This is a genomic window from Oricola thermophila, assembly GCF_013358405.1.
In the GTDB taxonomy this organism is placed as follows: domain Bacteria; phylum Pseudomonadota; class Alphaproteobacteria; order Rhizobiales; family Rhizobiaceae; genus Oricola; species Oricola thermophila.
The window spans coordinates 2,293,891-2,313,927 of the sequence record NZ_CP054836.1 but is presented as its reverse complement, the minus strand read 5'-3'; the positions used below and the strand labels follow the sequence as shown (position 1 = coordinate 2,313,927).

The 20,037-nt window shown below is 62.1% G+C and carries 19 protein-coding genes and 2 pseudogenes; 11 read left to right on the top strand and 10 right to left on the bottom strand.

From position 1 onward, the window contains the following. Positions 1-3 precede the first annotated feature (3 nt). Together HTY61_RS11235 and dndC are read right to left on the bottom strand one after the other, a co-directional pair. A complete protein-coding gene (locus tag HTY61_RS11235; protein WP_175276876.1) occupies positions 4-207 on the bottom strand; it encodes a hypothetical protein in 204 nt (67 codons plus the stop codon). Further along, positions 208-1,362, bottom strand: coding sequence for a DNA phosphorothioation system sulfurtransferase DndC (dndC, locus tag HTY61_RS11230; RefSeq protein ID WP_175276875.1), 1,155 nt, complete (start codon positions 1,360-1,362; stop codon positions 208-210). Between the two features lie 173 nt (positions 1,363-1,535). On the opposite strand from dndC, the pseudogene HTY61_RS19515 reads away from it, so the two are divergent. Beyond that, positions 1,536-1,675, top strand: a pseudogene (locus HTY61_RS19515) (transposase); the annotation flags it as partial. A 38-nt stretch (positions 1,676-1,713) separates the two neighbouring features. Here HTY61_RS19515 and HTY61_RS19510 read toward each other — a convergent pair. Beyond that, a pseudogene (locus HTY61_RS19510) lies at positions 1,714-1,910 on the bottom strand (integrase core domain-containing protein); the annotation flags it as partial. A 454-nt stretch (positions 1,911-2,364) separates the two neighbouring features. On the opposite strand from HTY61_RS19510, the gene HTY61_RS11225 reads away from it, so the two are divergent. The 7 genes from HTY61_RS11225 (at position 2,365) to HTY61_RS11195 (ending at position 9,772) form a co-directional block, all read left to right on the top strand. Next, entirely contained in the window at positions 2,365-3,510 is a 1,146-nt protein-coding gene (locus tag HTY61_RS11225) for a hypothetical protein (RefSeq protein ID WP_175276874.1), read from the top strand. Between the two features lie 430 nt (positions 3,511-3,940). Beyond that, positions 3,941-4,159 carry a hypothetical protein gene (locus tag HTY61_RS11220; protein WP_175276873.1) on the top strand — a complete coding sequence of 73 codons (219 nt, stop codon included), beginning with the start codon at positions 3,941-3,943 and terminating at the stop codon, positions 4,157-4,159. A gap of 176 nt (positions 4,160-4,335) precedes the next feature. Next, entirely contained in the window at positions 4,336-5,331 is a 996-nt protein-coding gene (locus HTY61_RS11215; protein ID WP_175276872.1) for a hypothetical protein, read from the top strand. Between the two features lie 135 nt (positions 5,332-5,466). Beyond that, entirely contained in the window at positions 5,467-5,934 is a 468-nt protein-coding gene (locus HTY61_RS11210; protein WP_210268610.1) for a hypothetical protein, read from the top strand. Continuing rightward, positions 5,931-8,192, top strand: coding sequence for an AAA family ATPase (locus HTY61_RS11205; protein WP_175276870.1), 2,262 nt, complete (start codon positions 5,931-5,933; stop codon positions 8,190-8,192). Before HTY61_RS11210 ends, HTY61_RS11205 begins: the two co-directional genes overlap by 4 nt. Continuing rightward, a complete protein-coding gene (locus tag HTY61_RS11200) occupies positions 8,185-8,970 on the top strand; it encodes an ATP-dependent metallopeptidase FtsH/Yme1/Tma family protein (protein WP_175276869.1) in 786 nt (261 codons plus the stop codon). The genes HTY61_RS11205 and HTY61_RS11200 overlap by 8 nt, the downstream gene beginning before the upstream one ends. Positions 8,971-9,394: 424 nt before the next feature. Beyond that, positions 9,395-9,772, top strand: a complete 378-nt coding sequence (locus HTY61_RS11195; protein ID WP_175276868.1) for a hypothetical protein — start codon at positions 9,395-9,397, stop codon at positions 9,770-9,772. Positions 9,773-10,220: 448 nt separating this feature from the next. Here the strand turns inward: HTY61_RS11195 and otnC are convergent, their stop codons facing one another. Genes otnC through HTY61_RS11160 form a run of 7 tightly spaced genes read right to left on the bottom strand, consistent with a single transcriptional unit; the run spans position 10,221 to position 17,085 of the window. Then, the gene (gene otnC / locus HTY61_RS11190) at positions 10,221-10,862 is read right to left on the bottom strand and encodes a 3-oxo-tetronate 4-phosphate decarboxylase (RefSeq protein ID WP_175276867.1); all 642 of its coding nucleotides are present in this window, start codon (positions 10,860-10,862) and stop codon (positions 10,221-10,223) included. Continuing rightward, positions 10,859-12,124: a 3-oxo-tetronate kinase gene (gene otnK / locus HTY61_RS11185; RefSeq protein ID WP_175276866.1), complete on the bottom strand. Its 1,266-nt coding sequence runs from the start codon at positions 12,122-12,124 to the stop codon at positions 10,859-10,861. Before otnK ends, otnC begins: the two co-directional genes overlap by 4 nt. 31 nt (positions 12,125-12,155) lie before the next feature. After that, positions 12,156-13,436: a TRAP transporter large permease gene (locus HTY61_RS11180; RefSeq protein WP_175276865.1), complete on the bottom strand. Its 1,281-nt coding sequence runs from the start codon at positions 13,434-13,436 to the stop codon at positions 12,156-12,158. Further along, positions 13,433-13,966 carry a TRAP transporter small permease gene (locus HTY61_RS11175; protein ID WP_175276864.1) on the bottom strand — a complete coding sequence of 178 codons (534 nt, stop codon included), beginning with the start codon at positions 13,964-13,966 and terminating at the stop codon, positions 13,433-13,435. The genes HTY61_RS11180 and HTY61_RS11175 overlap by 4 nt, the downstream gene beginning before the upstream one ends. Next, positions 13,966-14,613 (bottom strand): cyclase family protein, encoded by a 648-nt coding sequence (locus tag HTY61_RS11170; protein WP_246272785.1) that lies wholly within the window; start codon positions 14,611-14,613, stop codon positions 13,966-13,968. Before HTY61_RS11170 ends, HTY61_RS11175 begins: the two co-directional genes overlap by 1 nt. Positions 14,614-14,656: 43 nt before the next feature. Further along, complete coding sequence (locus HTY61_RS11165; protein WP_175276862.1) at positions 14,657-15,655, bottom strand: TRAP transporter substrate-binding protein; 999 nt, start codon at positions 15,653-15,655, stop codon at positions 14,657-14,659. A gap of 29 nt (positions 15,656-15,684) precedes the next feature. Beyond that, complete coding sequence (locus HTY61_RS11160; RefSeq protein ID WP_175278522.1) at positions 15,685-17,085, bottom strand: NAD(P)H-dependent oxidoreductase; 1,401 nt, start codon at positions 17,083-17,085, stop codon at positions 15,685-15,687. A gap of 289 nt (positions 17,086-17,374) precedes the next feature. Between HTY61_RS11160 and HTY61_RS11155 the strand changes: the two genes are divergently transcribed. From HTY61_RS11155 to HTY61_RS11145, 3 genes are all read left to right on the top strand, one after another. Further along, complete coding sequence (locus HTY61_RS11155) at positions 17,375-17,983, top strand: GntR family transcriptional regulator (protein WP_246272784.1); 609 nt, start codon at positions 17,375-17,377, stop codon at positions 17,981-17,983. A gap of 113 nt (positions 17,984-18,096) precedes the next feature. Next, on the top strand, positions 18,097-19,029 hold the full coding sequence (locus HTY61_RS11150) for an amidohydrolase family protein (RefSeq protein ID WP_246272783.1): 933 nt from the start codon (positions 18,097-18,099) through the stop codon (positions 19,027-19,029). Between the two features lie 23 nt (positions 19,030-19,052). Next, entirely contained in the window at positions 19,053-20,021 is a 969-nt protein-coding gene (locus HTY61_RS11145; protein WP_175276860.1) for a tripartite tricarboxylate transporter substrate binding protein, read from the top strand. Positions 20,022-20,037 lie beyond the last annotated feature (16 nt).

Here is a 20,037-nt window from a genome sequence, read left to right as displayed (position 1 = left end):
AGGCTATTTGTCGTCCACATGAATGCGGTCGAGGATATCGTCAAAGGAGTCCCAAAGGCCAGCGCGGCGCCGTTTTCCTGTTTGCTCGACTTCCGCCTGAACAAGTTCTTCGAATTCAGAGAAATGCATGCCATTTTCCTTGCAGGCTTGCTTGACCATGGCCCGGCCGTCAGGATTGTCGAGAATCACGACTACATTGCGTGGCATCTACTTCCCCTTCACGACTTCGCGAACATTCAAAGATCTTGCTTTACCATGGTCAGCGATCTCTTCTGACCAAAGTTGGTGAATAAGGTCAACTTCTTCGTCACTGATCAAGCGTTGTCCGGTCTCTGCTTCCAAGTTGCGCAGACGTTCAAATATCTCAGCCCTGGTCTGAAGCGTGAACGGCCCAGGAATAAACGTGCCACCTTCGGTAATTGTGATGCGCCCATCACGTCGCCTAGCTTGCCGGCGCTCCTTGTCGTTTCGAATAGAGGCAAGCCAATCTCGGAAGTCCAGAAGCGGTGTAAACTCGGCATAGCCGGACTCAACAAATCCTTCGAGGCTTCGGTCTTTCTCCACTACCGTGCATGTCCAGCAGCCGAAGCGCGATGACGTGGTGCCGCAAGATGGGGCGTCATCCTTCGACGTGACAACCGGACACTCCCCGCCGCTTGCGTTTCTGTAAAGCCCGATCAACTTTAGATGTGAGCCCCCCCATGGTGGTTCGTTCAATGCAAGAAACTCCCACACATCATCTGTATGAAGCTCAACGATCGGGCGAAACACCATGCACCCGACTAAATCGTTGTGCTTGTTGAGACGCTCACCGTTGTCGTAGCGGCCAACAGAAGCGGCGCGCGTTGAGCTTTCCGATCTGCGCACGCCAAGCAGCAGTATTACCTGACCAGCCGCATCAACTTGGCTTTTGATGTAGCGGCTGGTGGGAAGGATTTTCATACGGTCGGTACACCACCGGAAGGACCGGTTGGGCGACGGGTAGCCGCGTCCGATCAAGTTTACCCAAAAGGACTGATCCGGAGCAGGTCGTGTAATTTTGGTGATGATTGGCAGGCCGAACGCGTTGGCTGCGTTTTTGATCTCTTCGATGCTCTCGATGATGTGTTGAACCACAAGCGGGCTTTCCACCAGCGTGTCGTTGGCAACGATGTGCACGGGGCGAGAACGTTGTGAGGGCGGTAATGACAGCAACATCTCAAACACTAGATGTGTCACCAGAGTGCTGTCTTTCCCTCCCGAGTATCCGATGATCCAAGGCCAGTCATGGTTTTGGCGATACTCATCAAGGAGGTCAGACCTTATGGCATCAAAGAGGGCTGTGCGTTCATCTTCGAGTGCGAGTGCTTCAGCGCCATCCATTTGCTCGTTGTCCCTTTGATGTGTGCGCGACTCCCGCGCCTCATTCATGTCCTGTCTAGCAGGTGGCGTTGCCTACTGTAAATTCGAGGCAGTGGCGATCGAGGGGGACTTTGCGCGGCGAATAGCCCCTAGATTCGTAGGCGCTCTCTTTCCTAATTTTGAGGCAAGGGGGCATGATGAGCAAAGCCAATTTCAGCGAAGATTTCAAACGAGACGCGGTGGCACAGATCACCGAGCGAGGCTATCCGGTCGCGGGGCTTTGAAGCCGCTGGGCGTGAGCCAACACTCTCTCTGCGCATGGAAAAGGAAGTTTGAGCTACTCCCCGATCGTTGGTCGGATTTTGGTGTAAGTTAAGCTACTCTCTGCACCTGCTGATCGGGTTGGTGTTGGAGGATCGCCTGCCAATAGATCACGGCAGGCGGTTTGCCGCCAAGGGCGGAATGCGGTCGCATCCTGTTGTACACTCCATCCATTTCCGAATCCCGGCGCGAGCCTGCGATTTGCTCTCCCAAGCATGCAGGTAGACGCACTCGTATTTGAGCGTTCGGTCCGAACGCGGCCCACCTTGCCGAAAACTTTTCGCAGCGCTGATTCCCGCTCGGCAACGGCGCCATCGGATCGACCTGTAGCGGCCTGCCGGGCACCCGTCTGCGTTTTTCTTGTCAAGCCGATCCTTCGCGGCGCCTGGCGGCGTTTGCGGGAAGTTGAATGGCTTTCCGGTCGTGCCGGGGAGGCTTGTTGGTGCTTCGAGGATACTTGAACGGGTAAGTGGAAAAAATCCCTGTTTCGTTAACGGGGGTTTAACAGGGCGTCTTGTGGGCTGATTGCGGAAGGCGCGTCGGTGTAAATCCGAAGTAATATTATGTATATTTGAAGATAGCGTGAGTTGGTGTCTTTTTCGGGCGTCTTGATAGACTTGTGTTTTAGAGAAATAATTATGCTGTTGGTTGTCGAGGTGCACTCGATGACTGGCAGTCTTTCGAAAAGATGGAGGTTTTATAATGAATGAAATTCCTTATTCTCACGAAATCGAGTCCGCATCCGGGGCTCTCTCTTCCGAAACCGCGCGCGAAGAGATCGTGAAGGCGAAGAAGGCCGCCGGCCGTTCGGCGGCAAGGAAGCGCGGATCGGCCCGCAAGGGTGCCGACGGGCCTGCGGAGCGAGTGGCTGTGGACTCCGCGCTCAGCGCGGGCGAGGGGCAGGCCGCATCGGTCGACGGGGGCGAGCCGCCGATGAGCGACGATGAGCTTGTCGAGGCGCTGCCCGGTGTCAGTCCCGCCGACCGCCGCAAGGTCGAGAAGATCGTCGAGCGATACCATGCCTTCGGCCGCAAGACGACCGAGGCGGCCTACGAGATCGGAGCCATGCTGCATGAGGTGAAGGGCTACATGCCGAACGATGCGCTCTGGCGGAAGTGGGTCAAGCGGAAATGCGAGATGACCCCGCGTTCGGCGGAGAACTACATCTCGCTTCCGACCAAGCTCTCGGATTACCGGGAGCGGGCGATCGAGAACCGGGTTCCGCCTGCCGCACTCTACGCGATGGCGAATGCCGAAGCGGAAGTGATCGAGGACCTGATGGGTCGCTATGAGCGGGGGCAGCGCCCGACGGTCTCGGAGGTCAAGGCCTTCGTCAACGGCAGTGCGTCGACGAGCGAGGAGGCGGCGCCGGATCCGGCCGATGTCGGCGGGCTGACCGGGCTGAAGGCGCTTGGCATGGCCAAGGTGAGAACGGGCGCCAAGGTCTTTGCCGACCGGATCTCGGGCATTCTCGACGCTATCGAGCCGGCACTCGAGCCGCATTGGCGCGGCAAGCGGGTCGGCAAGTCGGCTCTCGCCAAGGCGGTCCAGTACGAGGCGCGGCGGGCGCGCAGCGAGCTGCAGAGCGTTGCGGTCTTTGTCGAACCCAATGAGCACGGGCCGCAGTGGCTTGTTCACCCGGTGATCTTCCCTAGCGATAGTGGTTGGCGGAATGTCGCCGATACTCTCTACCGCCTCGGCGGGGTCGAGAGTTGGCCGGCTGCGGACAAGCTCGGATCCTGGTTGGTGGATGACGTCATTCCGACGCTGGAATGGGCGATCGGGCGCAAGCCGAAAGCCGGGGACGCGGCCGAAACGGAGGCGCAGACCGCCACGAAGGCAGGATAGGCCCAGGCCGGAAAGGCGAACCGGACAGGGTCGTCGGGACGTCGGGCCCGGGTTTGCAACCCCCGCCGGAAACGGCGGGGGTTTCCTGTTTGACCGTCTCTGGAAGCGGATCTCGAATTCGCGGTGTGAATGAAAGCCCGTCGTCGTGCCGTTGCAGGCGTGCGGTTCGGATCCGGCCTTGTCCCGGATTTGCCTCCGAAAACTTTTCCGCGCCGGAAACGGAGCAAGCGGCACAGTGGTTCCCGCTCTTTCGTGAGCCCGGCGTTAACCATGCGATCGGGAAGTCCGGGCGGGGCTCAGTTTTGGGGCTCAGATCCGTTTCGGATCCTGCCAGGGTGACCTCGCTTCGGTTCGACCGGAGCGGCCCCCGACGGTGTTGGCGCACCGAAGAGGGCCTGACCCAAGACCTTGTAGAGGAAGGAATCGGGCTGTGAAGACAGATATCCAATCGATCCCCTTGCGGGAAGGCGGCCACGAGGCCGAACGGCGGCGCGCCGTGATGCGCCGCCAACTCGAAACCATCTTCGGCGCGGTCGTGACGGCGCTGGAAACGGGCCGGGCCAACGCATGCGTTGATGAGCGGCGTCCGGATCGCGATCCGCCGCCAGCTTCCGGCCATGGCCCGGCCACCAGGCCCGCGACTGCCTGACGGGCAGACTTCGACACAGGAAACCACGCATCGAACGGCTATCCCGTACCCCGCGCGAAAGACGCGGGCGCGGGAGCCACGGCCCGGGACCGCTGTCCGCCGGGGAAGGGCGCTTGCGCGTCTTTCCCCTTGGCCCCCCGTGCGCCAGCCGTTTCGCCGACGAGAGAACCGAACGCATGACCAGAGCAAACAGCAACCGACGCGCCAGACCTGTCCTTGCCGAATGCCGGACTTCGCCGAGTGACGAGACGCCCGAACTCGAGCGTCGCCTGGATGACCTTCTCGAAGCGACGGTCGCCGGGATGTTGTCCGTGGAACGCAAGCCGGATCCGATGTTCGGCCGCCATGGCGAGACGATCGCGCTTGCCCATCTTGCCTATGGGCACGAAGCGCGGTTGATCGAGGACGCGGCGATCCTGATGTGCGAGGCCGAAGCGCATTTGCAGGTCATCCGTCTCGATCGTCCGTTTCCGCTGGTGGCGGCCGCGTTCGAGGCATTGCAAGGCAATGACTGGTCGACGCTGGAAGGCATCCGGTTGCCCTCGCGGGTCTATGCCGAGGACAGCTATCTGCCGGACCTGGTCGTGCTCGATCGGCGGTCCATGACGGCCTATCTCCTCGACATCAAGCGGGCCATCGACAACAAGATCAGTCGCATCAGGGCCCTGATGACGCGGCTCAAGGCCGCCGCGCTGGTCGCGCCGGACTGGCTGTCGATGCGGGCCAGGGTTCACGGCGTGGCCTGCACGCGGATCGCGATCCTCGATGCCTCCGGCGCATTCGACGAGCCCGAAACCGGAATCATGCCGCTCGCCGCTTTGGAACAGGTGCTCGATGTTCCTGGTTTTGCCGTCCGGATGGCGGACCTGCGCGATCGCTTTGCACTGCGCATCGAACAGGAAATGGATCGACTGCTGCCGGATGCGTCCGGAGGAACCGGGACCGGAAAACGGCGTTCCGGCATCGGGGCGGATGCGCCGGACGGCGCGCCGAGGTTCGACGGCGATAGTGACACCGCGGCCAATGACGAAGCGGACATCGGTGCGGACACGAACGGTGCGGCCGCCAGCACGGCAAAGGCACAGGGCAGGGCGCGCAGGGTCGGCTTCGCGATCCCGAGCGTGAGCAGGCGCGAGGCGGAGCCATCATCCGCCACCGCAACCCGGCACTGACTGCAGTCCCGACCGAACGAACATGCCCGCGGCTGGTCCGCCCGCAGAGCGGCAGGTCGGCTGGGGCAGGAGAACAGGAGCAACGAGACGATGATCGAACGAGACCGACAGACCCCGAAACGGGATGACGCAGACATGCAGAACAGGCGTACTCATTCCGGCCTGCAGGCTTTTGCGCCCTGGCTGCGCGAGACGCGCCAGCGCCATGAGGTACAGCTTGCTGCCGACGAAGGGGACCGTGTCGACCGTCATGCACTTGCCGTGGAGGCTTCCGACAGCCCGCTGAACGTGATGTACATGGCGATGGGCCACGGTCCGGACTGCATCGCCAGGATGCGGCGCGGCCTGATCGTGACGTGCGACTGCGCCACGAAACCCGTCGACGATCCCGCGGTCGCCGTCGCGCTCGCGCTCCGCTACGAACGGTTTGCCCGTGCCGGAAAGGCACGCTTTACGCAATCCATCGCCCGGCTGGTCGAGGCGGGGGCAGGAAGGGGCGATGAAGCCTGCCGGATGATGCTCGAGCGGCTGCATCGTCGGGGGCTGGTTGAAGATCCTGCACGTGATGGCGGTTCGGATGCCCGGCCCGGGAGGCTGTCTTGAGCGAAGAGCGCCTTGCAACCTTCTTCCTGAGGCGGCTTCGCCACCGGGCAGGAGCCCAGGCACTCCGTCTTGCGGTCGCTGGCGGCATGCTGCTGCGCTCCGAGGTGAAGGTCGCCGCTGCGGCGATAGCGGTCTACGACGTCATCGTCGACGTCGTCACCGTGCCGCTTGCCGTCCTTCGGCGCAGGCTCGGGCTGCCTGCGAAGCTGCGTTCGGCAGGACAGGGCAGGGGGACAACAAGGTCAGGCGGTCGCCGCCTGGCCCCCTTCGCGGATGCCCCGGTCGACATCGATCGCGAGCTGGAAGCGCTCGCGGCGGAATTGCGGGCCGCAAAGGCGCGTCGAGGCGGACCGAAGAAGGAGAGTGCCGCTGCCGCCGTCGACGGTCGCGGCAAGACTGCCAGGAAGACCGGGACGGCGAGCGCGGAGGACAGGACGAGACGCGCGCTCTCGGCCACGGCGGAAATCGCCTCTCTGATGCGCGAGGAGACGGGATCCGGTGCCGCAAAAGCCCCGGCAAGGAAAAGACGCTCGTCCCGCAAGCCCGCCGGGCGCCGTGGTCAACCGATCGACCCGGATCTGCGCGAACGCTTCGTGCGGGCCGTGCGCGCGTGCGGGCTGTCGCCCGATCCGGTCGACGTCGCGACGGTGCTGCTGCTGGCGCGCGCCGTCTCGCAAAGCGGTCTCTCATGGGAGGTCCTGCGGGAGCGTCTCGCGGCCCCGACGCCGATCGTCACGATCCGCTCGCAGGTCGCAGGTGTCGAGAATGCCCTGGTCCGGCTGCTGCATGACGGGGTGATCCTGCCACGGGCAGTGAAGTCATATGGAGGCTATTCTTTCCACGACTACGGACGATACGTGAATCCCGACGGTCCGGATGAGGGGCGGCCGATCATCGCCTTCCGCAGCCGCGACCGTGCCTATGCGGAGAAAGGCGAAGACCTGGCGGTCGATGTCGCGCAGGCGGTCTCCTCGAACATGCCGATCCTCGCGATCGCGGAGGGAAAGCGCAAACTCCCGGCCGAACTTGCCGCTGCAACCAACCTCGACCTGTCCATCGGACCGCTCGATGCGTGCATTGTCGGTCGGGTGATCGAGGAAGTGATCGGAAACGCGGCCGTCGACCCGAATGAAGAGACTGATGCGGATGCCTGCGCGCGGATCGGCGATTGCTCGATGCTGACGCTGGCCGATCTCACCGCCGCGATCCGTCCGGGCGTCGGCCGGGATCATGCGATTGCCGCGCTGGCGCGGCTTGCCGAGCGACGCCGCGAGGATGCCGCCAATGAAGACGAGAACGATGACGGCATCGGCAAGGGCGGCAGCTCCTGGTCGCGCCGCGACGAGGGTTCGTCGGGCAGCGAGCTGATCAAGCCGGAAGAACCGCCCGCACCCGGTAGCAGCAGGGACGGGCAGTCCGGACCCGACAGGGTCGGCAAGCCGCCTGCTGCCGGGCCGTATCTCGGTCTCGAGACCCTGTCCGGATATGGCGAGGCCGCGGACTGGGCCCGTGGGGTGAAGCATGATCTTGCGCTCTGGCGCGAGGGAAAGCTCGACTGGTCGGCCATGAGCACCCGCATCCTGTTGTCGGGCCCGCCGGGCACGGGCAAGACGACCTTCGCAAGGGCTCTTTGCAACACGCTGCAGATCCCGCTGCTCATCACCTCCGTCACGACCTGGCTGGAACCGGGCTATCTCGGCTCCGTGATCAGGCGCATGAAGCTGGCCTTCGAGGAGGCGGAGAAGAAGAAGCCCGTCATCCTGTTCATCGACGAGATCGACGCGCTGGGCAGTCGCCAGTCGTTCGACCGCGAGCACGCCGACTACTGGAACTCGGTCGTCAACAGGGCGCTCGAACTGATCGACGGCGCAAAGGAACGCGAGGGCATCATCATGGTCGGCGCGACCAACAGGCCCGAACAGCTGGATGCGGCTTTGCTGCGCTCCGGCCGTCTCGAGCGCCATGTCCGGATCGGATTGCCGGATACGGACGCCCGCATCGGCATTCTTGCACATCACCTGGCAAGCGATCTCGTCAACGTGCTGGCGACGGCACCGCCCGCGAAACCGACAAACGTCGATGACCACGATGACACGGAACCGGAAAGCGGAGCCGACGGTAGGAATGCCGGATCGAGTGCCGCCGAGGCGCTGCGAAGGGAGGTGGCCAGGCGCCGGGGATGGCGCGGACGGATCGGTGCGTGGATCGGCAGAAGAGGATCGGGATCGGACAGGGGAGCAGGACGAACCGATGAATGAAGCTGCAGCACTACGAGAACGATACCTGGCAAATGCGGCCGCGACCGCGGAAACGCTGCTGCGCCGTCTTGCATTGAAGACGGCGGGCCTCTCGGGCGCCGATATCGAGCGGCTGGTCAGGGAAGCCCGTGCCATGGCGCGCCGCGAACAGCGGCCGCTGTCATGGACGGACCTGGAGCGCCTGCTCGAAGCCGGGCGGCCGAAGATCACGGATGGCCTCCGGCGCCGCGCCGCGATCCACGAGGCGGGCCACGCGATTGTCGGCCATCTGCTCGGCATCGGTTGTATCCGCAGCGTCGGCATCGCGGTCACGTCAAACGAGGCCGGACATGTCCGGTCCGAGGAGACCGCGGCAGACGAGCAGGTCGAGCCGCGCCTCATGGCCCGGCTTGCCGTCCTCCTGGCGGGCCGTGCGGCCGAACGCGTCATTCTGGGCACGGTCTCGGCGGGGGCGGGCGGGGATCATGACAGTGATCTTGCCCAGGCCACGAAACTTGCCGCCGACATCGAGACTGTCCTCGGTCTTGCACGAACACGGCCGCTGCTTCATCGGCGCATCGAGCCGTTCATGCTGCTGGGCGGACAAGAGAAGGGGCTGGTCCGCCGCATCGACCGCCGTCTGCGCCGGGCCGAGAGACAGGCAAGCCGCATTGTCCGGGAACACCGCGATGCCGTGATCGACCTGGCCGTCCGGCTGCTGGAAGCGGAGGTTCTGGAAGGCGAAGAGCTACACAGGCTGTTGCCGCAGAGAGAGGGAGGAGGCAGTTCCGTCCCATGACTGCAATCCGGTCGTCAGCCTCCTGGCCGCAACCCGAAACGGGTTGCGGGGAAGTCGTCTCACCTTGCCCGCAAACTGATTCAATTTGTGCTCTTTCGATTCCGGACCGCGGACATTCGATTCAGCGCCGTGCAACTCCGATTCAGCGGCAAACGCCGTGACGGAGTGCTGTGACATGCCGTGCCGGGAAGGCGATTCAAATCGAGATGATTTGCGGTCATTCGATTCGGAACCCGGGAAATCCGATTCAACACGCGTGAACAACGATTCCGTAACGGAGAATTCCGTTACTGGCACAAACGGTGTTTGCGCGGGCCGGGGCCGGGGCCGGGGCCGGGGCCGAGGCAAGGACGGCAGAGACAAGCACGGCAGGTCCGGCGGCAGGCGCATGGGCACTGCAATCGAGAAACGAGGGGATAAGGGCATGGCGCAGTCACGCGAGGAACGGCTGAGGCGGCAACGCGAGCGGCAGCGGGAATACCGCAGGCGGCTGCGCGCGGCGCGCAAGCCGTCGCGCGACGACATCGCCCGGGCAGCCCTGCACTGGGCGATCCGCGAGACCATGCAGGACGAGGACCAGCTCGACCGTCTCGGGGATCGCGTCATCCCGATCCTGGTCGCCCAGGGCTTCGACAGGAAGAAATGCGACGAGGCATTCGACGAGCTCGTCGAGCGCTACAGGCGCGGCTGGGACTTCCAGCGCAGGTTCCCGGAGAACGGGGATGGGGTAATGAGTGAGGACGGTGAAAGCGGGCCAAGCAGCGGGCGTGGCGAAGCCAGCGGCGGCGGCGGAAAAGGCTGATCCGGAAGCGGGGAGGGATGCCCGCCAGCCGGAACTGCGGTGCACCATGCAGGGAAAGAAGGCTGTCGACCATGTGTCCGGACACGTGAGAACCAGTCGAGGTGCCTTCATCTGCCGGACTTGGCCATCTGGCCAAATTATTGCCCGCTGTCCTGCCGTCCGGAACTATCACACCTGTCGCGATTGGATGCCGCTCTGATCCCGATACGGCATCGGTCTGTCATGTCCGTGTCCGGGCCAAATGCCCGACCTCGGTGCAAACTCCGTTTGCTCAACCTCCAACCTGTTCTCCCCGTTACTCCATGTAACGCCGTTTGCAGGTGAATCGGGGGAGCTGGAGGCGTGCGAAAAGTTTTCGGGACTTAGGGTTGCTCCACTGAATACGACGTCTTTTCTTGCTGCAAGGTAAATCGGCTTCCATGATGTCGTCAGCAATGAAATTTACATGTCAGCGTTGCCGCAAAGCGTCGGCTTGTTCCTCGGTCAGAGGCCGCGTGCGATGACCCTGAAGCAGCAGGAAAAGACGTGCGGTCTCTTCCAGTTCTTCCGTTGCATATTGCGCGTCTTCGAGGGTGTTGCCTGCCACCACGGGGCCGTGGTTGGCCAGCAATACTGCATGATGAGATTCTGCCTTTTCTTCGACTGCCCGCGCCAGCTGAACGTCGCCAGGGGCGAAATAGGGAATCAAAGGCAAACGCCCGACCCGCATGACGTAGTAGGCAGTCAGTGGAGGTAAGACGTCGGCAGGATCCAGATCTGCCATGGCGCTGACTGCGACGGAGTGCGTGGAGTGCAGGTGTACGACCGCACCTGCACTGGGGCGTTTGCAGTACATGCAGATGTGCAGGAACGACTCCTTGGTGGGCTTGTCGCCGTCTATGAAGTTTCCTTCGGGAGAGAACCGTGACAGCTTTGCGGGGTCCAGTGTGCCGAGACTCGCGTTGGTAGGTGTCATCAGCATACTGCCATCGGAAAGTCGCGCGCTGATATTTCCGGTGGAGCCGAAAGTCAGCCCCCGATCGAATACCGACCTGCCAACCGCGCAGATGCGGTCACGCACTTTTGTGACTTCCGACAGTATGTTGGTCATGACAGCATGCTCCAAGCCTTGAGGAAGAAATCTTCGCTGCCGAAATTGCCGGACTTGAGCGCGAGTAACATGGGCCGATCGGCGTCGAGGGTCATGACCCATGGCACGCCGGGATCGATCTCGGGCCCGATAGCGAGCGTCGAGGCTCCGAGCGCAGCCACAACTGCGCCTGATGTTTCGCCTCCCGCCGAGATGATACGGTTGAACCCGCGCGCGACAAGCGCGGCGGCGACTGCGCTCATAAGGTTTTCGACGATTTCGCCGGCTCGTTGCCGGCCAAGTGCCTGTTGCGCCGCGGCCACGACCGAAGGATCGGCACTGGAATAGACAAGCGGGGGAAGCCTTCCCGTTGCGGCGTTGGATTCGACAAAGGCGACAATGTCTTCCGTTTTTGTCTCGCCATTCGCGATGCGAAGCGGATCGAGTTGCATCATGGGCACGCCTGTCAGACGGGCCTTTTCAATTTGCTTGCGGGTCATCTGCGAGCACGACCCGGCAAGAATGACGCCCTTGCCTTCCGGCAGATCTAAGGTGTCGCTGCCCGAGGATGGTTCTAGCCAGCCTTTCTCGCGATAGACCTCGGCGAGTCCCATCGCGACTGCAGAGCCCCCGGTAATCAGTGCGAGGTCTGCAGCCGCATGGCCAATCTTGCGCAGGTCGTCATCGGAGATGGCGTCAACGATGCTGATACCCGGCGCGGCGCTGATCGCTGCGGCGAGGCCTTCGGTTGTCCCGCGCACGATATCGTGCGCAATTAGTCGCACCGGAATCTTCGTCTGTCGTCCCAATACACTGACCAGATCGGGGTCGCGCATGGGGGTGAGCGGATGGTCCTTCATGGGGCTGTCCGACACCAACTGGTCGAAGACGAAGAGATGGCCCTTGTATACGGTTCTTCCGTTCTCCGGGAAGGAGGGGCAGGCTATGCTCACATCGGTGCCGAGATGGTCCATCAGCGCCTCGGCCACTGGACCGATATTGCCCTCGTCGGTGCTGTCGAAGGTCGAGCAATACTTGAAAAACAACTGTTTCGCCCCAGCCTCTTGCAATGCTGTTGCAGCGGCGACAGACATCGCCACAGCCTCTTCAGCGGGATTGGTGCGAGACTTCAGCGCGACCACGACCGCGTCGGCCTTGTCTGCTATAGCGTCCAGACTGTTGGGAACGCCGATCACCTGCACAACGCGCATTCCGCTGCGGGAGAGGATCAGCGACAAATCGGTCGCGCCGGTGAGGTCGTCGGCAATCGCGCCAAGGATCATGGGGCAGCTCCGGTAGGTGGGCGGGCGCGGCTCAGTAGAGCCAGTTCCCGGGAAGAATTACAATTTCAGGAAAGAGCGTGAGAATCGCGAGCAGCAGGATCTGTACGAGGATGAAGGGAGCGACCCCTCGTACCACGTCCGAATAGCGTAGCTTGGCCACGGCACAGACGACGTTCAGTACCGCGCCGACGGGTGGGGTAAGGAGACCGATGGCTGCTGCCATCATGAAGATCACGCCGAAGTAGACCGGGTCCACACCAGCTTGTTTCGCCACAGGCAGGAGCACCGGCGTCAGCACAAGGATCGTTGGGATGAAATCCAGGGCCGTGCCCACCACTACGACAATCACCACAACGGCGAACATGAGGAGGGTCTGGTGTTGTGCCAGCGGACCAAGCAGCATGGCAATCTGCTGTGGCACGCCGGCGATCGTGATTGCATAGGCAGAGATACCCGCCGCAGCGATCAGCAGCATGACCGACGCGGTGGTGCGCACGCTGCTGAGCAGGCAGTGATAGAGCGCCGCGAGAGTAATCTCGCGATAGATGACGGTGCCTGCGAAAATGGCGTAGACGCACGCCACAACGCCTGCCTCGGTGGGCGTGAACACGCCGAGTTTCAATCCGCCCACGATGATTACCGGCAGCATGAGCGCGACCAGCGCCCTGATCAGGGCCGACCGGATCTCGACGCCGGAACGGCGTGGCAAGGTGGCCATGGTCTCGCGTCGGCACATAAACCACCAGGTGGCGGTGAGCGCCAGAGCCATCGCGATCCCGGGGACGATGCCCGACAGAAACAGCTTGGTAATCGAGACATTGCCAGCCACGCCGAAGACGATGTAGCCGATGGACGGCGGTATGACCGGAGCGATAATGCCGCCCGAGGCGATAAGCCCTGCAGAGCGTCCCATGGGGTAGCCGGATGAGCGCATGATCGGCACCAGCATTCCCGAAAGCACGGCCGTATCCGCTATTGCCGAGCCCGACAGGCTCGCCAGGAGAACGGCGGTAACGATTGCGACATAGCCAAGCCCCCCGCGAAGATGTCCGACAAGGGCCAGGCCCAGGTCCACGAGACGCCTAGAAAGCCCCCCTGCGTTCATGACCTCGCCGGCAAGCAGGAAAAAGGGGATCGCGAGCAGCGGGAAGCTGTCCGCGCTGTTGGTCATCTGAAGCGCGATGGACTGCCAGTCCATCATGCCCAGGTCCCACAGCATCGCGATACCGGCAACCATGAGCCCGAAGGCGATCGGAACGCCCGCGATGATGGCGACGAGGAGAACGCCAAGGAAGATAAGGATCGTGGTCATGCTCCGGGGTCTTCCTTACCGGAGGCCATGGTCCCGTCGCTCAGACCCAGGATCGCGCCAAGCGCGTTCGTCAGCGCGATACATCCGATGCCCATGCAGCCTAGCCATGGCGCCGTGTAGGTCAGTGCCATGGGAAGGCCTGAAATCGGGGCGGCATTCGAGAGATTCAGTAGCATCTGCGCCCAAGCGCCGTGCCCCAGGGCCAAGCAGCAACCGAGAATTGTCAGATTGCCGAGGGCATGCACGAAACGTTTCATGGGCGCGGGGAGAACGGCGACAACGGCGTCGATTCCAAGATGTTCATGTCGACGGGAAACCGCGATAGCGCCCACGAAGGCTATCCAGACGAACATCATTCGTGAGACTTCGTCGGTCACGGCGATGCCGCTGCGAAAACCGTAGCGCAGGACCACGTTGCAAAAGACCAGCACGATCATCGCGACCAGAACCGCGACGAGCAGCGCTTCGAGCAGCGCGAGAAAGGCATCCGCGACGCGCATGGCCTTACGCACGATGGTTGGGCCTGACATCAGGCGAAGCCCTCTATTGCAAAGATGCGGGCAGGGGCGCCGTCGGCATTCGCCACCTTGAGTGGCGCGGCACAAAGGAAGGTGCGCGGGCCTTTCAGGGCCGCCGTGTTGACGACATATTCGATAAGCGTCACGCCCGCACGCAGGAGCACGTCATGTGTCACATGCTCTTCGTCCGGCACGCGGATACCATCGAGCAGCAGGCGAATCGGGAAATCCTGAGGAAAATCCACGGCAACAGCCTTCGGTTTCCGCGCCAAAAGGTATTCGGCGGCTTCGCGGTTGAGCCAAGGCGCCTCCGTCCAGAATTCCCGCGTCTGGAAATCGCGTTTGGTATCCCAGTGGCTGGCGAGGAGAAGGATCTCGCCTTCTTCGCCACCGGGATCCGACGCTCTGAGACGTGCGGCGTCGATTTCCTCGTTCGCAGCAACGTCCGAGAGATTGAATATTCGGCAAGGTCCTACCACCTGGTCGAGTGGAGTGCTTTCGATGGTAGGGCCGTCTTCGATGAAATGCGCCTGAGCATCCACGTGAGAGAAGCCATGACAGGTCGTGGCGAGGCGAGTGACACGGAACTGATCGCCCGCGCTCTTGTCGCCTTTCACCGTGATTTCCGGAGCCCAGCGAAAGTGCGGGCCGACGGTCATGCTCAGATCAACGATTGTCATGGACTTCTCTTCTTTCAGGGCGTCAGGCTGCTGCGCTGCTTATCTGTGAAATCAGATCGGCACCGAATTCCTTGGCGAATGTTGCCTGTACCGACTCGGCGACGATCGCCCGGAAGGCATCCCGATCGGGAGTATCAACCACCTGCATGCCTTCGGCCTTGAGCTTTGCAAGGCTGCTGCCTTCGCGCTCGACATTCATTGCGCGCTGCCGTTTTGCGCCTTCCCGTGCAGTCTCAATCAGGAGATTGCGCTGGTCCTCGCCCATGGCCGCGAGTTTGTCGGCGTTGGTCACCAACGGTGCCGCCGTGAAGGCGTGTTGGGTTAGCGACAGATATTTCTGCGCCTCGTAGAACCGCGAGTTGAGGATCAGTGTGGTCGGATTTTCCTGGCCGTCGACCGCTCCCATTTCCAGCGCTGTGAAAAGCTCGGTGAAGGCCATCGGCGTAGGCACCGCGCCGAGCAGCTTGAAGGCCTCGATATGTGCCGGGTTGGGCGTGGTACGGATCTTGAGACCCTTGATGTCGTCCGGTGTTTCCACAGGGCGACGACTATTGGTCACATGGCGCCAGCCGGTTTCCCAGAGTGACAAGGCGAAAAGGCCGGTGCCGTCGAAATTTCGGCGCAGACGGTCGCCGATGTCGCCGTCAAGCACGCGAGCGATATGGTCGCGATCGTGGAAGAGATAGGGCAGGTCAAGCACGTTGAGTTCGGGGGCAAGGCCGGTGAAGAACGGATTGCCGGTTACCATGATGTCCAGCGAACCGCCCCGGACCGCGTTGATCATGGTCGGGTCGTTGCCGATCAGGCCGTTGGGAAAGACCTGAAGGGTGATTTCGCCGCCGGATTTTTCGGCCAGCGTCTCGCTCATCCAGAGGGCAGTATCCTGCCAGCTGTCGGTCTCGGGGTGCGGATGTCCCATGCGCAAGGCCAGCTTGCCTTGCGCGCGCAGAATGGCAGGGGTCGCCAGAAGTCCGGTCGCCGCTGCGCCAGCAGCCATGAAAGAACGTCGTGTAAGGGTCATGTGAATCCTCCCGTTGCAAAGTTTTGGGTTCAAGGAAATCGGGGAACTGTGTGGAAGCGGGAATCCTGCAGGGCCCGCAATTCGGCGAGGGTGCTGCCCTCGGGGATCACGAGATGTCGCATGCGGATCAATTCCCCCGCCTTCACGTCGTGCGAGAGGCGGCAGTTCGCTGCGAGATAGAAGGGGGCGGGGCTGTCGTTATCGAGTGGCAAAGCCGGAATCATCCGGGCCGACACACCGGCGATGGAATGATGATGCCCGCCCATTTCCAGAAGATGCCCGGCAGGCAGATCCTGGTCGGCGTGGATGGCGAGGTCGATGTGATGCTTAACCTCGATCGCCCCGGATGACACCTTGTTGAGCGCTACCTCCAGGATGCTGATGGCGGCTTCCAGACCCAGCAGATGGCGAGGGATGAACACCATCGCGGTCTTGCCATTTTCTGCGACGATGTGGCCCTTTTCGCGCAGAACTTCCCATGTCTCGGCGTGTTCGCAGCGAATAACGACGAACACTCCACCGGCAAAGCTGATCTCGCCGGGCTCGCGCAAGCAATGGAATACGTCGAGCACACCTGTCTGGTTCAGGAGGCCACCATCTTCGGTGCCGCAAAATATTGCCGGAACCTCGTCGATGCGGGCTATGGGGCAATGCAGATCGGCGCGATCCGGGCCAAGGCCGCAATTGTTGGCCACGATCGTCATTTCGCAGAGATCGGGAACCGCGCGTTGGGGCAGTGCGCTCGCGGCCTTGGCGCGAGCAGCGACCAGTTCGGCAGCGGTCCTGGCGCCCATGCGAGCGACGGAGGCAAAGTCCGGTGCGTCCACGGTGCGACCGTTGCACCATAGTGTTCCCGCCTCGGGGTCGAAGACAAAGTCGTATTCGCTGGACTTGCCCGCCGCGATGATCTCGAAGCCGAGTGTTTCGGCCCAGGTTATGAGCCCGATCAGCAGCGATGGCTGGTCGCCGTCGACCGGTGTGACAATCAGATTCCTTTCGGCGGCCAGGGCGGCAAGACCGGGGCCGACGACACTGTCGACCTCTTTCGATACCATCGCCACATGCTTGCCCGCCTCGATCGCGAGTTTTGCATGACGGGCACCGTGCTCCGGGTGGCCAGTGGCTTCCACCACAACTTCGAAGGGCAGGCCGGACACAATGCCGAAATCTCCGGCGGCGACATGTGCGCCGTTCGCGAAGGCGGCCGCCGCTTCATCGGGCGTGCCGCAGATGCGGATGTCGGCTTCGGGAATGCCCACGTCACGCATTGCGGCGGCGGCAGCCTCTGCCGAAATGTCCACGCCGACACGGACGGAAAGAAGCGGTACTCTCCGCGCCTGCGCCAGCAAGCTGCGTCCGAAGCCTCCGGTACCGATTACGCAGGCCTCGACGATTCGGCGGTCAGCGTTGAAGTAGGCATGGAAATTCATTTTTTGGCCCCGGTGTCTGGTGAGGCCGCATTCCCGACCATTCTCATATTGCACGCAATCTTTGTTATCTTTCGGTCGCCGATCCGATTTAACGGCGTCTTTTGGCTTGATTGCATGCAAAGTAGCAATCGTCAATAAGCTTGCCCAGTTTCCTGCATGTTTTTACACTGATTGCATGCAATGATTGGGGGAGTGGATGTCGAAGGTGAAGGGGGCGGACTTGTCTGAGAGAGGCGGGAAATGGCCGCGCGGTCAGCGGACTGCGATGGTTGCGAGCCACGTTCGCGACATGATCGTCAGCGGCGAGATTCCGCCGGGTGCGCGAATCAACGAGCGTGTCCTGACCGATGCGCTCGGCATTTCGCGAACCCCGTTGCGGGAGGCATTCAAGATCCTGGAGGGGGAGGGGTTGATCTCGATCCGTCCGAATGCCGGTGCCACCGTGGTTGTGCTGTCACCCGAGGACGTCGAGGCATCGCTTGAAATCCTTATTGGACTGGAGAGCATCGGTGCCGAGCGTGCAGCAGAGCGCGCGACGCCCGAAATGATCGAAGAAATCGCCGATCTCCAAGCCAAGATGGTAGAGGCTTTCGAAAAGCGGGAACTGATGGAGTATTTCCATATCAATCAGGACATCCATCAGAAAATCATAGATGCGGCACAGAATCCGGCGCTGTCGCGTGTCTATGCCAGCGAAAGTGCGCGCATTCGGCGGTTTCGATTTGCAGGCAATCGCGATCATGCGCGCTGGGCGCGTGCGGTACAGGAGCATGAACAGATTCTCGACGCGCTGACGCAGCGCGAGGGGCCATTGCTGCGGGAATTGCTGCGCGCGCATCATCTTTCGGGGTGGAGGGTTGCTCGCAAGGCCCTGGAATCCTCGTTGGCGGATGGCTGACTGCATTCAATAATGCGAAAAATCTCGGACTGATCGTAAAAAACCTTTGACAATCTCCATAGATTGCATGCAAAACTCGCCGCCCAGAGAAAATCGCTCGGGCGGGAGGCGTGTTGACCGAGATATTGGAAACCGGCCGTGTTGCCATTGTGGATGCGCATTGCCATGTGTGGGATCTGTCTCTTGGCAAGCATCCATGGCTGGCGCCAGGCGCCTTGTATCCGCATCGCTACGGCGACTACAGTGCGGTAAAGGCCGATTTCCTGCCCGACGATTACCGGGCTGCCGTTGCCCCGCATGAAGTGGTGGCGTCCGTCTACATGGAGGCGGAGTGGTCGCCCGATGATCCGCTGGGGGAAACCCGCTGGGTTCACGAATTGCATTCAAGAACCGGGTTTCCTGCGGCAATGACCGGCCAGGTCTGGCTTGATCGCGACGATGCTGCGGATGTTATTGCGGCGCAGGCGGGCTTTCCGCTCGTGCGCTCCCTCCGTCACAAGCCGAAGGCCTTCGCCTCGGCGGCCGAGTGGCGCTCCGATCATGCCCTTCCCGGTTCGATGCGCTGCGAGCGTTTTCGCCGTGGTTATGCGCTGCTTGCGAAACACAATCTGCATTTCGAGTTGCAAACGCCATTTTGGCACCTTCCCGATGCCGCGGAACTCGCGCGCTCATTTCCCGAGACGCTGATCGTGGTGAATCATGCCGGCGTGCCGGGCAGTCGCGACCCGGAGGTGCTGGCCTCCTGGCGCGCGGCGCTTGCGACCGTGGCGGCGGAACCCAATGTCGTGCTCAAGATCAGCGGATTGGGGGTGCCTGGCAAGGAGTGGACCGCCGGCGGTAATCGCGAAGTCGTGCTGGCCGCGCTGGAAATCTTCGGTGCCGAGCGTTGCATGTTCGGCACCAACGGCCCGGTTGACGCTCTCTTTCGCCCCCTGTCGGGCATCATCGACGACTTTCTCGAAATCACTGCTGCGCTGCCGGAGGCCGACAGGGCTGCCTTCTTCTCCGGCACTGCCGCGAAAACCTATGGGCTGATATTGCCTTGACTGCGACCAGGGAGGACTTCGCAATGAAAAAGATAACCCGCCGCAACATGACCGCCATTCTGGCCGGTCTGTCCATGACGATCGTCGCCAGTGCCGCACTGGCGGAGTATCCCGAGCGCCCCGTGCAGCTGATTGTGCCCTATCCCGCGGGGGGCGGCACCGACATCGTGGCGCGTACCCTGGCGACGGAGCTTGAAAAGGAACTGGGGCAGCCGGTAAACGTGGTCAACCGCGATGGCGGTGGTGGTATTCCCGGCCAGACGGCCATCGCTCGTGCTCGCCCGGATGGTTACACGATCGGTGTAATCGCCTCGGACATATCTCTGTACAAGCCGCAGGGACTGGCTCCGCTGACCTATGCCGACATGACCGCCATAGGCCAGACCAATGAATTGGCGGGTAGCGTCATGGTCAGCGTGGATGCGCCCTATCAGACGATGGAAGATCTGGTAAATGCGATCAAGGAAAACCCAGGTACGATCAAGGGAACCGGTGCAGCGCCGGGCGCGAGCTGGCATGTGGGTTTTCTCGGGTTGATGTTTGCCCTGGGGCTGGAACCGGAAGACGTGATCTGGGTGCCGACGCAGGGTGGCACCAAGGGCCATCTCGACGTGGCGGCGGGTAACAGCACCTTTTCGACCGCGTCGCTGGTAGAAGCGCGTGCGCTGGTGGAAGGTGGCAAGCTGCGTCCGCTGGCCACGATGGCAGCCGAGCGCGTGGATATTTTCCCCGAGGTGCCGACGCTCAGGGAGCAGGGCATCGAATACACCTATGGTCTCTGGCACGGAGTGACCGCTCCCAAGGGGCTCGATCCGGAGGCGCTTGCTGTCCTGGAGGCGGCAGTGGAAAAGGCCGCCAACAGCGAAAGCTTCAAGGCCACGCTCGCCGAAAGAGGCTTCAAGCACGTGTGGCGCCCCGGGGCAGAGTTCGAGGCCTTCATGGCGCAAGATCTCGAAAACATGCAGGCGATCTTCGATCGACTGGGCAAATAAGACAGGCAGGTTAGCT

What these genes read in the sequence shown, in the direction of transcription:
- HTY61_RS11210 (WP_210268610.1), top strand. Translation starts at nt 5,467, where the DNA reads ATGCAGAACAGGCGTACTCATTCCGGCCTGCAGGCTTTTGCGCCCTGG.
- HTY61_RS11200 (WP_175276869.1), top strand. Translation starts at nt 8,185, where the DNA reads ATGAATGAAGCTGCAGCACTACGAGAACGATACCTGGCAAATGCGGCC.
- dndC (WP_175276875.1), bottom strand. Translation starts at nt 1,362, where the DNA reads ATGGATGGCGCTGAAGCACTCGCACTCGAAGATGAACGCACAGCCCTC.
- HTY61_RS11235 (WP_175276876.1), bottom strand. Translation starts at nt 207, where the DNA reads ATGCCACGCAATGTAGTCGTGATTCTCGACAATCCTGACGGCCGGGCC.
- HTY61_RS11165 (WP_175276862.1), bottom strand. Translation starts at nt 15,655, where the DNA reads ATGACCCTTACACGACGTTCTTTCATGGCTGCTGGCGCAGCGGCGACC.
- HTY61_RS11170 (WP_246272785.1), bottom strand. Translation starts at nt 14,613, where the DNA reads ATGACCGTCGGCCCGCACTTTCGCTGGGCTCCGGAAATCACGGTGAAA.
- otnC (WP_175276867.1), bottom strand. Translation starts at nt 10,862, where the DNA reads ATGACCAACATACTGTCGGAAGTCACAAAAGTGCGTGACCGCATCTGC.
- HTY61_RS11225 (WP_175276874.1), top strand. Translation starts at nt 2,365, where the DNA reads ATGAATGAAATTCCTTATTCTCACGAAATCGAGTCCGCATCCGGGGCT.
- HTY61_RS11180 (WP_175276865.1), bottom strand. Translation starts at nt 13,436, where the DNA reads ATGACCACGATCCTTATCTTCCTTGGCGTTCTCCTCGTCGCCATCATC.
- HTY61_RS11145 (WP_175276860.1), top strand. Translation starts at nt 19,053, where the DNA reads ATGAAAAAGATAACCCGCCGCAACATGACCGCCATTCTGGCCGGTCTG.
- HTY61_RS11195 (WP_175276868.1), top strand. Translation starts at nt 9,395, where the DNA reads ATGGCGCAGTCACGCGAGGAACGGCTGAGGCGGCAACGCGAGCGGCAG.
- HTY61_RS11160 (WP_175278522.1), bottom strand. Translation starts at nt 17,085, where the DNA reads ATGAATTTCCATGCCTACTTCAACGCTGACCGCCGAATCGTCGAGGCC.
- HTY61_RS11155 (WP_246272784.1), top strand. Translation starts at nt 17,375, where the DNA reads ATGATCGTCAGCGGCGAGATTCCGCCGGGTGCGCGAATCAACGAGCGT.
- otnK (WP_175276866.1), bottom strand. Translation starts at nt 12,124, where the DNA reads ATGATCCTTGGCGCGATTGCCGACGACCTCACCGGCGCGACCGATTTG.
- HTY61_RS11175 (WP_175276864.1), bottom strand. Translation starts at nt 13,966, where the DNA reads ATGTCAGGCCCAACCATCGTGCGTAAGGCCATGCGCGTCGCGGATGCC.
- HTY61_RS11215 (WP_175276872.1), top strand. Translation starts at nt 4,336, where the DNA reads ATGACCAGAGCAAACAGCAACCGACGCGCCAGACCTGTCCTTGCCGAA.